We start from the raw sequence: 12,149 nt of genomic DNA, 5'->3' as shown, positions 1-12,149 counted from the left end.
CACGACATGAGGGGGCTGCGGCCGGGCGGGGGCCTTCTCATGCGCTCGCGTGACGCAAGCGTGACGGGCTCACCGCTTGCGCCGCCGCCCGATGAAGCTGGCGAAGCGCTCCGCGAAGCGCGCCACGGCCAGGCCCACGACGTCCAGCAGCCACCGCTGGAGGCCGGAGCGGCCACACTGTTCGGGCAACACGTGCCGCGACAGGGCCACGTGCTTGTCCAGCCACAGGGCCGCCTGCGCCGCCACGCCGGGCTCCTCCGCCTCCACCAGCGTCTCCAGATTCACGAGCGACAGCGGGTCCAGGTTGAAGCTGCCCACCAGCAGCGTCTTGCCGTCCACCACCGCCGCCTTGGCGTGCAGCGTGGAGGCCGTCCACTCGTGGATGCTCACCCCGGCGCGCAGGAAGGTCGCGTACAGCCGCATCGTCGCCGCGCGGGCGAAGATGACGTCGCTGCGTCCGGCGAGCAGCAGCGACACCTTCACGCCCCGGCGCGCCGCGCGCGTCAGCGCCTTCACGAAGTGCGTGTCGGGGAGGAAGTACGCGTGCGCGAGGATGACCTCGTGCTGGGCCCCGTCGATGGCGGACAGGTAGCGCTTGCGCAGCCGGTGCCCTCCGCCGATGCCTGACAGGAACAGCCTCACCGCGCCCGCCTTCAGCGCCGCCGCGCCCGCCGTCAGCTTCGCCCCGAGCTGCCGGCAGATGTCGCCCCGCAGCTCCACCGCCAGGTCTGCCCAACCGGGCACGTCGCCCTTCGCCGCGTAGGCATCGCCGATGTTGATGCCACCCAGGAACGCCACCGTGTCGTCGACGAGGAGAATCTTGCGGTGGTTGCGCCACGAGCGGGCCAGGCACAGCGACGTGAGCGGGTTGTACACGCGCACCTTCGCGCCCGCGGCCAGCAGCGTCTGGGTGAGGTACTTGCTGGCGCCGATGCTCCCCCAGCCGTCCACCACCACCTTCACCGACACGCCCCGCTTCGCCGCCGCCACCAGCGCGTCCACGAAGAGCGCGCCCACGCCCTCGCGCTCGAAGGTGTAGACCTCCAGGTGGATGCGGTGCCGGGCGAAGGAGATGGCCTCCAGCATCCGGGGAAACGCCTCCGTCCCTCCGTCCAACAGCGTGCAGTGCTCGCTCGCGTGCTCCCGGGCCGGTGAAGGCTGGGACAGCGGGGGCGCGGGCTGCGGGACGAGAGCGGCTTCGGTGCGCATGAGCCCACCCACCCTACAACTCTCCCGGACGGAGCGGGACACGCCCCCAGTGACAGCGGGCCTGTCCCGCGCGCCAGGACTTCACCCGTCGTGCTTGCGAGCGCCCTTGCCCTTGCCCTTGTGTCGGCACTCGTCGCCATCCCAGTACTGGCTCGGATGGCAATCCCTGCTGTTGCGCTTGGACTTCTTCGACTTGGGCGGATGCGAGTCGTGGCCGTGGACGTCGCGGTGGACGATGCACCCTCCGAGCAAGCTGAGGGCGAGGAGCGGGACGAGGAGACGGAAGTTCATGAGTGAGAGGAGGCCGGAGAATCGTGGGGGAGTCCATGGTCCAGACCCATGGGCGCCGGGGGTGGCCACGTGAGACATCGACGGTGCGCGTCCAGTTCTGTACCCTTCGCCCGTGCCTGCCGCTGAAAAAGCCGTCCGTCATCGCAAGATTGGCGCGTATCGAGTGCTCGGAGAGCTGGGCCGAGGTGGGATGGCCGTCGTGTATCGCGGCCTCCACGAGATGATTCAGCGCGAGGTCGCCATCAAGGAATTGCTGCCCGAGGGCAAGCGGGACAGGGAGACCTTGTCCCGGTTCCGCCGGGAGTCGCTCGCGCTGGCCGCCTTCCGTCACCAGAACATCGTCACGCTCTACGACCTCGTGGAGAAGAACGACAGCATGTTCATGGTGATGGAGCTGGTGGACGGCCCCACGCTCCACACGCTCATCAAGGAAGGGCCGCTGCCGCCGGACGTCACGGGCGTCATCGCCGCGCGCATCGCCAGCGCGCTGGACCACGCGCACTTCCGCCACATCATCCACCGCGACCTGAAGCCGGCCAACGTCATGCTCACCAAGTCGGGTGACGTGAAGCTGATGGACTTCGGCATCGCCAAGGACGTCGGGCTGGAGGCGCTCACGCAGGCGGGCATGGCGGTGGGCACGCCCTCGTACATGTCCCCGGAGCAGGTGACGGGCGCGCCGCTGGATGGCCGCACCGACATCTTCTCGCTCGGCGTGCTGCTCTACGAGGCCCTCTCCGGGGCCCGGCCCTTCCACGGCAAGACGGCGGGCGAGGTCTTCGCGAAGATTCGCGACGGCAAGTACACGCCGCTCAACAAGGTGGCGCCCAACGTGCCCATGCCCCTGGTGCGCGTCATCCAGCGCGCCATGGAGGTCAAGCCGGAGGACCGCTTCCCGGACGCCGCCGCCATGCGCCGTGAGCTGGACGTCTTCCTGGCCCAGGAAGTCCAGGTGTCGCATGCGGGGCTGCTGGTCGCCTTCCTGCGCCACCGCCAGAAGCTGACGGAGACGGAGGCGCAGCAGCTCTTGCGGCCCCAGGAGCTGGACGCGGCGGTGGAGGTCTTCGACACCTCGCGCTCTCGCTCCGGCGGTGGCCTCAAGTGGGCGCTCGTCGCGCTCGTCCTCGCGTCGTTGGCGGGGACCGGCCTCTACTTCACCCAGGCGCAGTGGGCGCCGCTCGTGCAACAGCTCACCCGCTGAGGCGGGAGGAGGCAGTCCATGGGACGCATCGTGACTTTCGTGTTGGGGATTGCCGTCCTGGCCGGCGCGGCCTGGTACGTCCTCAACCGCCCGGCCAAGACGGACCCGGAGGCGGCCGCCGCCCGCAGGCTGCAGAACGTGCACAAGGCCGCCGACCGCATCGAGACGGACCTGAACAAGAACGCCGACGCCATCTTCAAGAAGGCGGAGTGAGGCGCGAGCGCCGGAGGACGGCGCTCGCTGCTCCCACGGCTACTTCTTCTCGTGCGTGACGGTGACGATGGTGCCGATTCCGCCGCGCACGAACCAGTCACCCACCAGCGTCAGCTTGCGCGGCTGGATGGCCTTGATGATGTCGTCGGCGATGGTGTTGGTGACCTTCTCGTGGAAGGCCCCCTCGTTCCGGTAGGCCCACATGTAGAGCTTCAGGCTCTTCAGCTCGATGCAGAGCTGGTCCGGGACGTACGAAATCTTGAACCGGGCGAAGTCCGGCTGCCCGGTGAGCGGGCACAGACACGTGAACTCCGGGCAGTCGAACGCGATTTCGTAATCGCGCTCGGGCGCCGGGTTGGCGAAGGTCTGGAGTTCCTTGGTCGGCTGCGAAGGCATGGCGGTGTCGTCTAGCACACCATCGCTACGTGTCATCCACGACGTGGTTCCCTGCCCTCCGGGCTGCCTCGGGAGGGTTCTGTCGGCCCCTCAACGCGGCGGTCGTCCACCATCGGGGAATGCGGGGGGCGGGCCGGTTGCGCGCTCGGGGCGGGGTTCATACTCCCGGGGAGGCCCCCGCCACCTTCCCGAGCACATGACGCTTCCCCCCGACGTCGAAGAAGCTTTCTCGTGTCTCCCCCAAGCCCTGGCGCGCGTCGGCCCCGACCTGTGCGTCCAGTGGCGTGAGGAGGGGTTCGCCCGCAAGACGGGCATGACGCTGCCCTTGGGCACCAACCTGCTGGAGGCCCTGGAGCGGGGGCGGAGCCTGGACGCGGTGGAATTGGCCGTGCGGGAGGGACGCCAGCACACCGGCCACGTCATCACCCGCGAGCTGCACCAGGTGCGCGTGCAGGTGAAGCCGGGACGGGAGGAGGAGTCTCCCGGCGCCTGGCTGGTGGTGGAGCCCTCCGGCGTGGATGACGACGGCGCCTTCTCCATGGCGGTGCGCGAGATTGCCCGGGCCGTGGGCGAGACGCTGGAGGTGGACAGCGTGTGCGCGGCGGCCGTCGTGGCGCTGGTGCGCTGCGCCCAGGTGCGGCGCGCGGAGGTCTATCTTCGCGAGGAGGACGGCGCGGAGCTGCGTCGCTCGGCGGTGTCGGACCTGGCCGGGAGCGAGTCTCCCGAGGACTCGTTCGACCCGGAGGATGATCCGTTCCGGCAGGCGCTGGCCTTGCGACAGGCGCAGCTCGGCATCCAGCGCGGGTATGGGGATTCGATGGGCTCCATCTTCGCCGCGGTGCCGCTGTGCGCGCCGCGTCGGACGGTGGGGTTGCTCTTGCTCTACAAGGAGCAGGGCACGTCCTTCTCCGCCCGGGAGCTGGAGCTGTGGACGGCGGCGGCCAACCAGCTCGCGGTGGCGGTGGAGAACGCGCGCCTGCTCCGCGAGGCGAAGGCGGCGCTCCAGGTGCGCGAGGAGTTCATGTCCATCGCGAGCCACGAGCTGAAGACGCCGCTCACCCCGCTGAAGCTGGGCCTGTTCACCATGGAGCGCAAGCTCGCCGCGGGGCAGCCGCTGGAGCTGGCCACGGTGCTGAAGTCCAAGCGGCAGGTGGACCGGCTGGCGGGGCTGGTGGATGACCTGCTGGATGCCTCGCGGCTGGACGTCGGGAAGCTGGCGTTGGACCTGGCGCCGCTGGAGGTGGGGCAGCTGGTGGCGGAGGTGGTGGACCACTTCCGCGCGGCCTTCGACCGGCCCTTCGCGGTGGACGTGCCGCGCGAGCGCGTGTGGGTGCGCGGAGACCGCGACAGGCTGGAGCAGGTGCTGGTGAACCTGCTGGAGAACGCGCACAAGTACAGCCCGCCGGGCGAGCCCATCTCCGTGTGCGTGGAGCGGCTCGCGGGGGAGGCGCGCATCCACGTCCAGGACCATGGCATCGGCATCCCTGGCGCGGACCAGTCCCAGGTGTTCCAGCGCTTCTACCGGGCGCGCAACGTGTCGCACCGCAACTTCGGGGGCCTGGGGCTGGGGTTGTTCATCAGCCACTCCATCGCGAGGCTGCACGGGGGCTCGCTGTCGCTGGCGAGCGCGGAGGGGCATGGCAGCACCTTCACGGTGTGCCTGCCGCGCATGCCGTCGCACGAGGTGAAGCGGCTGCCCCGGCGCGTGCTGCTGCTCGACGAGGACTCCGCGCAGGAGGCCCTGGCGGAGCGGGTGCTGTGCGCGGAGGGGTTCGAGGTGCTCACGACGCGGGACGGCGCGGAGGCGCTGCGCCGGGCCACGCACCTGCCGGTGGACCTCATCGTGCTGTCCACCTCTGTCACGCATGGCAAGGCGGGGATGTTTTTGGAGACGTTCGCCACGCTGCCCCGAGCGCGGCCGGTGCCCATCCTCCTGGCCGGGGATGCGCGGCCGTGGTGGGCGCAGGAGGAGACGTCCCTGTGCACGCGGCCCTACGTCGCCGATGAGCTGGTGGCGCGCGTGCGCAACGTGCTCATGCAGGAGCGGCGCAGGCCCTCCGGAGTCACGCCCGCGGTGGGGGACCTGCCTCCGCACGGGGGGCTGGGCCCGCGACTCCAAGGGGCCTGAGCAAAGGCTCCATCGGCGCCCGGCTCGTCAGGGGCTGCTCCCACGCGGGGAGGCACCCCTGGCGCGCGGCGGCGGGCTGACCGGGGACCTCAGCTCGCGGGCGTGAGGACGCGGTAGTCCACGGGGGTGATTCCCAGCCGCGACAGCGTCTCCCGGGCCCGCGGATTCTTGAAGGTGGCCAGCTCCACCTCGCGCTGCGCGCCGTAGCCGCTCTTCACCGTCTCGGGGCGATAGCCCGGGTGGCACATCAGCTCGATGATGCCCTCGGAGGGCAGCGACACCAGCTCCGCCTCCAGCCGCTCCAGCGTCCAGTACGCGTCCGAGCCCGTGTCGCCCAGGAAGTGCGTGTTGGTGGGGATGCCCTGCGTCTTGAGCGCGTGGCGCATGATGGAGTCGATGGAGCGCACCGGCAGCTTGTGCTCCCGGGCGACGCGGGACAGCCCCTCCAGCACCAGGGGCTGCAGGTGCAGATGCATGTGCACGTCCACATGCGTGGGCGCACGCCCCGTCAGCGTTGTGAAGCGCTCCAACTGCGCGCGCGTCTCCGCCTCCACCACCTCGGCGGTCATGCTCGCGGCGCGCGACTCCAGGAAGTTCCCGTTGGCGCCGAGCATCTCTCGCGGAAAGTCGCTCGACAGGGGCGTGCCCCGGGCCAGGTTCAGGTGCAGCCCCAGGGACAGGCCCTCGGCCTCGTGGGCGGAGGCCTCGGCGAACGGGGTGTTGACCATGAGGGTGGCGGACGAGACGACGCCGTCGCGCATGGCCTGGAGGATGCCTCGGGTGACGGCGGGGTCATACCCCAGGTCGTCGGCGTTGATGATGAGGGCGCGTGTACTCACGAAGAACTCTCCTGCGCATCAGTGACGAGGCCGGGTTTGGAAGAAGCGCCAGGCCTCGAGCGTGGCGTTCAGGTCCTGCGTGGGGTTGCCCGCGCTGACCGGACTGCCAGGCCAGGTGTGTCCGCCGCCCTGCACGGTGCAGAGCGACGCGGTGGCGGTCTCCGGAGAACAGCCGGTGAAGGCGCTACAAGTACTGTCCCCCTGGCGGTACGTCTCCACCACCGGGCCGCCGCAGCCATCGCGCTCGGCCCAACTTCGGACGGAGTCCTCGGCGGAAGGGTAGGCACGGCCGAAGGGGATGTTGTTGCCTCCCCCGTAGAGGATGACGGTGTCCGCCGTGCCATGGATGTGCAGCACCGGCACCGGGCGGGAGGGGCTGCACCCGCTCTGCGGCGAGCTGCCGGAGACGGGCGCCACGGCGGCGAAGCGCCCCGCGCGCTCGCAGGCCAGGCGGTAGGAGAAGAAGCCGCCGTTGGAGAAGCCGGTGGCGAAGGTGCGGCGAGGGTCCACGCACACGTGGGTGTCCAGGTCCGCCAGGAGCGCGTCCACGAAGCCCACGTCGTCGATGTTGGACAGCTGGGACGACCCACAGCACGCGCCCGCGTTCCATCCCCGGCTGTTGTCCCGGGGGTTGGCCGTGCCGCCAGAAATCTCCTGGGCGCTCAGCCCGCGCGGGTACACGACGAGGAAGCCCTCCGTGTCCGCGAGCGTGGACAGGCCCGTCTGGGCCTCGAACTGCTCGGGGTTCGAGCCAAAACCGTGGAAGGCGACCACCGTGGGCATGGGCTTCGTGGCGTCGTAGCCGGGAGGCACGTGGACGCGGTAGGTCCGCGCCCGTCCATCGTGCGTCACTGTCCATTCATGGGTGCCGGGGCCCTCGGAGAGTCCGGTGCAGGACGCACGCTCTGGCACCGAGGGCTCCCCAGTGCCGGACCCGGGGTCATCACTGTCGCCCGGGCCATCCGGACGCGAGGCGGGAGAGGACGAACAGCCGAGTGCCCCCAGGACGAGGGCGACGAGCACGAGATGAGGGCCGCGAGGCATGGACGGGAAGCTAATTCCCCGTCTTGCACTCCGCCGCGAGGACGTTCGCCCGGTCGGGGAATCGTTCTTCCAGCGTACGCTTCACCTCGGCGACGGCCGTCGCATTGCCACCATGGGCATGGAGCTGGCATCGCGCGGCCAGGGCCCGAGGGTCCTCCGGGGCCAACTTGTCCGCTTCCCGGTAGGCGCGCTCGGCGCCGGTGCTGTCGCCCTGACGGAAGAGGACGGCCCCCAGGTAGTAGTGCGCCACGGCCAGCCGGCCATCCTTGCGCAGCGCGCGCCGGAGCAGCGTGGCGGCCTCGTCCACGCGCTCCTGCCGGAAGCGCACGAAGCCCAGCTCCGCCAGGCTGGTCGCGTCGTCGTGCTCGCGAGTCCAGGCTGACAGCACCGTGGCGGCCTCGTCCAGCCGCCCGCTCTGCGACAGCATCCGCCCGTAGCGAGGCGCCACCCGCGCCGTGCCCGGCTTCTGGGAGTAGGCCTTCGCCAGCGCGGCCACCGCGCCGGACAGGTCTCCCTGGCGCTCGCGCAGGTCCGCCAGCATCAGCGAGGGGCGCAGGTCCTTCGGCGCCAGCGTGAGGGCCTCGTCCAGCGCGCGCTCCGCCCGCTTGCCCCGGTTCAGCTCCGTCGCCGCCTGGGCCGCGAGCAGGTGCGCCTCCACGTCCTTCGGAAAGCGCGCGACGTACGCCTCCGCCAGCTCCAGCGCCTGGGGGTGGGCGCGAGCGGCCAGCAGCGTCGTCCCCGCCTGGGCCAGCTCCTCGGCGGTGGCGCGAGGGTCCGCGCCGAGCCCGGACAGCAGCGACACCTTCGAGGCGGGCGTGCCTGCGGCCTGGGCCTTCGCCAGTCGCTCCGTGGGCGACGACTCCGTGCGCGTCAGGTACCACGTCCCTCCGGCACCGAGCGCCGCGAGCCCGAGCACCCCGGCCAGGACCTGGCCCAGCCGCGAGCGTCGTCGCGGGCCGCCCTGGGTGATGCCGGAGTCGTTGCGCGTGGGCGGCGTCGAGTCCGTCGGGTTGCGCGTGGGGGGCGTCGAGTCCTGTCGAGGCGGCGGCACCACGCCCGGAGAGCTGACGCGGAAGCCGGCGACGGTGGCGGCCTCGGTGGAGCCAGGGGCCGTGGGCGTGGGCGGGCGCACGGAGTCCGGGGGCTCACCACCGTGGAGGGTGGCGCCCACATCGGGCAGGAGGAACGTGGGCCACGCGGCCGGTACGGTCATGGCGTTGTGGGGCGCGGCGTTGGGGTCGAAGGCGCGCGGAATCGGCGGTGTGCCGCCATGGGACGGGTCGGCCATCCGCGCGCGGCGCAGGGCCTGGCGCTTCGGGTCCCGGTCCGGTGGGAAGAGGGTGTCCACGTAGGCTGCCACCTGCTCCCCGGTGGCGACCTCGGCCTGGCCGCCGATGGCCTCGATGGCGTCGATGAAGGACTCGAGGCTGTCGAAGCGCGCGGCGGGGTCCCTCTGAAGCGCGGTGAGGCACACCAGCTCCAGCGCGGCGGGGACGGACGGGTCGAACGCGGTGGGGGGACGGGCGCGCCCTTCGGCGATGCGGCCCAGCACCTCCTCGGCCGTCATGCCGGTGAAGGGCCTGCGGCCACAGAGCTGCTCGTACAGCATGACGCCCGCGGCGAAGAGGTCCGCGCGGTGGTCCACCGGCTTGCCGGCGATCATCTCCGGCGACATGTAGAAGAACTTGCCCTTGAGGACGCCCGGCTCCGTGCCCGCCCCGAGCGCGTCCGCCTTGGCGATGCCGAAGTCGATGACCTTCACCGCGCCATTCACACCCACATGGATGTTGTCGGGGGTGAAGTCGCGGTGGACGATGCGCAGCGGGCGCCCCGCCTCGTCGACGGCGCGGTGGGCCGCGTCCAGGCCCCGGCAGGCCTCCACCAGCACGCGCAGGGTGATGCCCAGCGGCACGCGCTGGCCCCGCTCGGCGGCCTCCTGGCGCAGCTCCGCGAAGGAGCGTCCCTCCAACAGCTCCATCGCGATGAAGGGCTCGGTGCCCTCCATGCCCAGCTCCAGGATGGCGACGACGTTGGGGTGGCGCACCTGCGCGGTGATTCGCGCCTCGTTGAGGAACATCTGCACCACGCGCCGGTCCGAGGCCAGGTGCGGCATCAGCCGCTTCACCGCCACCGCGGGCCCGCGCGCGCCGTCATCCTCGAAGCGGCGCCCCAGGTACACCTCGGCCATGCCGCCTGTCGCGATGCGCGCGGACAGACGGTAGCGACCGACCCAATAGGTGTTCGGACCCGACTCCAAGATGGCGCCAGTCTATGTGTAGAGCCGCCCCGCGTCCCCCCTCAGAAGTTCGAGGGTGGACGCCTGCCCGTCTCCGCCCCGAACTCGGCCGCCCGGCCCTTGCGCCACCGTGCCGCGCGGGCCCAGGCTGGTCGTGGGTTTCCACGTGCTTGAGAAAAGTCAGAGGCCCGCATGACGCAAGGCGCGCCGCTCCTGTGGCTCACCCACGCGGCGGCCACGCTCTACCTGGTGGGCGTCATCGCCGTCGTCCAGGGCGTGCACTACCCGCTGTTCGCCCGGGTGGGGGTGGAGGGCTTCGCCGCCTATGCCGCCGAGCACGGCCGCCGCATCACCCGCGTCGTCGCGCTGCCCATGGTGGTGGAGCTGGGGTGCGCGGTGGCGCTGGTGCTGACGCCGCTGCCTCCGGGGGTGCCCGCATGGATGGCGTGGGCGGGCCTGGCGGCGGTGGTGGGGGTGTGGTTGTCCACCTTCCTCTGGCAGGTGCCTCGGCACGAGGTGCTCCGGGGTGGGTATGACTCCGAGGCGCTCCGGGGCCTGCTGGCGACCAACCTGGCGCGGATGGTGCTGTGGGCCTTACGCGGGGTGTGGGCGCTCTATCTGCTCGCTCGCGCGATGGGTCGGGTGGAGTGCTAACCTCGCGACCCGCTGACCCGCCACGCGCGTCGTTCTTCGTTCGGAGGGATGTTGGGCACCGTCCTCAAGGGTGGTTACGTCGTCGAGCTGGAGCCCGCGGTGGTGGAGCGCGTGGACTTGCGCGTCGAAGGGGAGCGAATCGTCGCGCGGGGCCCGGACCTGACGCCCCAGCCCGACGACGAGGTGGTGGCCCTCTCCGGCAAGCTCGTCTTCCCGGGCCTGGTCAGCGCGCACCACCGGCTGCACGCCGTCCTGGGTCGGGGCATGCCGAACGCGGCGATGGAGACCTACCAGGACATCCTGGAGAAGGTGCTCTGGCCCTACGAGGACGCGCTCGACTTGGACGCGGTCCAGGTGGCGGGCTGCGCGGGCGGCCTGGAGGCGCTCCAGTGCGGCACGACGACGGTGTGCAACCTCCACTCCTCGCCCAAGGCGGTGTCGGGCTCGCTGGTGCGGCTGGCGCGCGGGCTCCATGAGGTGGGGGTGCGCGGCGTGCTCGCCTACGCGGTGTCGGACCGCGGCGGGGCGATGGGGCGCGAGGAGGGGCTGGAGGAGACGGTGGGCTTCGCGCAGAAGGCGAAGGGGAGATTCCGGGGCCAGGTGGGCGCGGCCCCCTGCTTCACGCTGGGGCCGGACGCGCTCCAGGGCCTCGCCGAGGCGCTGAAGGCGGCGAACACCGGCTTGCACATCCCGCTCGCGGAGGACCCGCTGGATGAGCGGCTGTCCAACGAGCGGCACGGCGCCTCGCAGGTGCCCCGGCTGCTGGACGCGGGGCTGTTGTCGCCTCGGAGTCAGCTGGCGCACGTGGGACATCTGGCGTGGGCGGACCTGGCGCAGGTGATTGCGACGGGGGCGTGGATTGTCCACACGCCGCGCGCCAACCAGGGCCTGGAGGTGGGCTACGCGCCGGCGCTGAAGTTCGGCGCGCGCGCGACGCTGGGGGCGGACGGCGTGTCGGCGGACCTGTTCGCGGAGGCTCAGGCGGCGTACCTGCGCTCGCGCGAGGCGGGGCAGCCCATCGACGTGCTGCGCTACCTGGCCAACGGGCACCGGCTGGTGTCGCAGCACTTCGGCGTGCCGGTGGGGCCGATGCGGGAGGGCGCGCTGGCGGACCTGTTGGTGCTCGACTACCTGCCGGCGACGCCGCTGACGGCGGAGAACCTGGCGTGGCACGTGGTGTTCGGCCTGGGCAGCCGGCACGTGGAGGCGGTGATGGTGGATGGGGTGTGGCGCATGTGGGCGCGCCGGCCGCTGTCCGTGAATCCCTCCGTGGTGGCCGAGCAGGCACGAGAGGCCGCCGCGGCTGTGTGGGCGCGAATGGCCGAGGCGAAGTAGGCAAGCCGCGTCGCTTGCCTGGGAGGAGCGGGCCCGCTCAAATGCCCGGCATGCTCCTCGCTCCCGTACTGCTCGCAGGCCTGCTGGTTGGCGCCATCCCCAACGTGGGCGACACCGCCCCGGACTTCACCGTGAAGGACACGGACGGCAAGGTCTACATCCTGTCGGAGCTGGTGAAGCAGGGGCCCGTCATCGTCGCCTTCTTCCCCAAGGCCTTCACGGGCGGGTGCACCAAGCAGCTCAAGGCCTTCACGGCCCGGCACGCCGAAATCGAGAAGCTGCAGGGGCGCGTGCTGGCCTTCAGCACGGACGACGCGGAGACGCTCAAGCGCTTCAGGGACGAGCTGAAGGCGCCGTTCCCCTTCATCCCGGACCCGGAGGGCAAGGTCGTGGAGGCGTACGACGTGAAGATGCCGCTGGTGACGGTGTCCAAGCGCTACACCTTCGTCGTCGGCGAGGGGCGCAAGGTCCTCAAGGTGGACTCGGGCGGTGACGCCATCGACCCGTCGGGCGCCATCACCTCGTGCTCCCAGGGCAAGCCCGCCGCCGCGCCGGAGCCCGCCGCGAAAGAGCCCGCTCCCGAGGCGAAGCCGAAGCCGTAGC

General features: G+C 71.3%; 12 protein-coding genes. 6 read left to right on the top strand and 6 right to left on the bottom strand.

What is annotated here, in order from left to right; genetic code table 11:
* Positions 1 to 69 precede the first annotated feature (69 nt).
* Positions 70 to 1,209: a phospholipase D-like domain-containing protein gene (locus ACN469_RS20710; RefSeq protein WP_498770459.1), complete on the bottom strand. Its 1,140-nt coding sequence runs from the start codon at positions 1,207 to 1,209 to the stop codon at positions 70 to 72.
* Between the two features lie 81 nt (positions 1,210 to 1,290).
* The gene (locus tag ACN469_RS20705) at positions 1,291 to 1,500 is read right to left on the bottom strand and encodes a hypothetical protein (protein ID WP_498770458.1); all 210 of its coding nucleotides are present in this window, start codon (positions 1,498 to 1,500) and stop codon (positions 1,291 to 1,293) included.
* A 190-nt stretch (positions 1,501 to 1,690) separates the two neighbouring features.
* Here ACN469_RS20705 and ACN469_RS20700 point away from each other — a divergent pair, with 190 nt between their 5' ends.
* Together ACN469_RS20700 and ACN469_RS20695 are read left to right on the top strand one after the other, a co-directional pair.
* The gene (locus tag ACN469_RS20700; protein ID WP_498770504.1) at positions 1,691 to 2,701 is read left to right on the top strand and encodes a serine/threonine-protein kinase; all 1,011 of its coding nucleotides are present in this window, start codon (positions 1,691 to 1,693) and stop codon (positions 2,699 to 2,701) included.
* An 18-nt stretch (positions 2,702 to 2,719) separates the two neighbouring features.
* Positions 2,720 to 2,914: a hypothetical protein gene (locus ACN469_RS20695; RefSeq protein WP_498770457.1), complete on the top strand. Its 195-nt coding sequence runs from the start codon at positions 2,720 to 2,722 to the stop codon at positions 2,912 to 2,914.
* A gap of 39 nt (positions 2,915 to 2,953) precedes the next feature.
* Here the strand turns inward: ACN469_RS20695 and queF are convergent, their stop codons facing one another.
* On the bottom strand, positions 2,954 to 3,310 hold the full coding sequence (gene queF, locus ACN469_RS20690; RefSeq protein WP_498770456.1) for a preQ(1) synthase: 357 nt from the start codon (positions 3,308 to 3,310) through the stop codon (positions 2,954 to 2,956).
* Between the two features lie 196 nt (positions 3,311 to 3,506).
* On the opposite strand from queF, the gene ACN469_RS20685 reads away from it, so the two are divergent.
* Positions 3,507 to 5,438, top strand: coding sequence for an ATP-binding response regulator (locus tag ACN469_RS20685; RefSeq protein WP_498770455.1), 1,932 nt, complete (start codon positions 3,507 to 3,509; stop codon positions 5,436 to 5,438).
* Between the two features lie 89 nt (positions 5,439 to 5,527).
* On the opposite strand, the gene ACN469_RS20680 is transcribed toward ACN469_RS20685, so the two are convergent.
* From ACN469_RS20680 to ACN469_RS20670, 3 genes are read right to left on the bottom strand one after another with little or no spacing between them, the layout of a single operon-like run.
* Positions 5,528 to 6,277 (bottom strand): carbohydrate deacetylase, encoded by a 750-nt coding sequence (locus ACN469_RS20680; RefSeq protein WP_498770454.1) that lies wholly within the window; start codon positions 6,275 to 6,277, stop codon positions 5,528 to 5,530.
* A gap of 18 nt (positions 6,278 to 6,295) precedes the next feature.
* Positions 6,296 to 7,321, bottom strand: coding sequence for an extracellular catalytic domain type 1 short-chain-length polyhydroxyalkanoate depolymerase (locus ACN469_RS20675; protein ID WP_498770453.1), 1,026 nt, complete (start codon positions 7,319 to 7,321; stop codon positions 6,296 to 6,298).
* Between the two features lie 10 nt (positions 7,322 to 7,331).
* Entirely contained in the window at positions 7,332 to 9,578 is a 2,247-nt protein-coding gene (locus tag ACN469_RS20670; protein WP_498770452.1) for a protein kinase domain-containing protein, read from the bottom strand.
* A gap of 171 nt (positions 9,579 to 9,749) precedes the next feature.
* Here ACN469_RS20670 and ACN469_RS20665 point away from each other — a divergent pair, with 171 nt between their 5' ends.
* The 3 genes from ACN469_RS20665 to ACN469_RS20655 are packed head-to-tail and all read left to right on the top strand — an operon-like array spanning position 9,750 to position 12,148.
* On the top strand, positions 9,750 to 10,211 hold the full coding sequence (locus ACN469_RS20665) for a hypothetical protein (protein ID WP_498770451.1): 462 nt from the start codon (positions 9,750 to 9,752) through the stop codon (positions 10,209 to 10,211).
* A 51-nt stretch (positions 10,212 to 10,262) separates the two neighbouring features.
* Positions 10,263 to 11,546: an amidohydrolase family protein gene (locus tag ACN469_RS20660; protein ID WP_498770503.1), complete on the top strand. Its 1,284-nt coding sequence runs from the start codon at positions 10,263 to 10,265 to the stop codon at positions 11,544 to 11,546.
* Positions 11,547 to 11,587: 41 nt separating this feature from the next.
* Positions 11,588 to 12,148, top strand: coding sequence for a peroxiredoxin (locus ACN469_RS20655; RefSeq protein WP_498770449.1), 561 nt, complete (start codon positions 11,588 to 11,590; stop codon positions 12,146 to 12,148).
* Position 12,149: the final 1 nt, after the last annotated feature.

The organism is Corallococcus terminator, assembly GCF_049194865.1.
GTDB lineage: Bacteria > Myxococcota > Myxococcia > Myxococcales > Myxococcaceae > Myxococcus > Myxococcus terminator_A.
The sequence above is the reverse complement of the archived record's forward strand: the minus strand, read 5'-3'. Positions and strand labels throughout refer to the sequence as shown.

Coding starts and splice junctions, on each gene's coding strand:
- ACN469_RS20710 (WP_498770459.1), bottom strand. CDS start 1,209: ATGCGCACCGAAGCCGCTCTCGTCCCGCAGCCCGCGCCCCCGCTGTCC.
- ACN469_RS20705 (WP_498770458.1), bottom strand. CDS start 1,500: ATGAACTTCCGTCTCCTCGTCCCGCTCCTCGCCCTCAGCTTGCTCGGA.
- ACN469_RS20700 (WP_498770504.1), top strand. CDS start 1,691: ATGGCCGTCGTGTATCGCGGCCTCCACGAGATGATTCAGCGCGAGGTC.
- ACN469_RS20695 (WP_498770457.1), top strand. CDS start 2,720: ATGGGACGCATCGTGACTTTCGTGTTGGGGATTGCCGTCCTGGCCGGC.
- queF (WP_498770456.1), bottom strand. CDS start 3,310: ATGCCTTCGCAGCCGACCAAGGAACTCCAGACCTTCGCCAACCCGGCG.
- ACN469_RS20685 (WP_498770455.1), top strand. CDS start 3,507: ATGACGCTTCCCCCCGACGTCGAAGAAGCTTTCTCGTGTCTCCCCCAA.
- ACN469_RS20675 (WP_498770453.1), bottom strand. CDS start 7,321: ATGCCTCGCGGCCCTCATCTCGTGCTCGTCGCCCTCGTCCTGGGGGCA.
- ACN469_RS20665 (WP_498770451.1), top strand. CDS start 9,750: ATGACGCAAGGCGCGCCGCTCCTGTGGCTCACCCACGCGGCGGCCACG.
- ACN469_RS20655 (WP_498770449.1), top strand. CDS start 11,588: ATGCCCGGCATGCTCCTCGCTCCCGTACTGCTCGCAGGCCTGCTGGTT.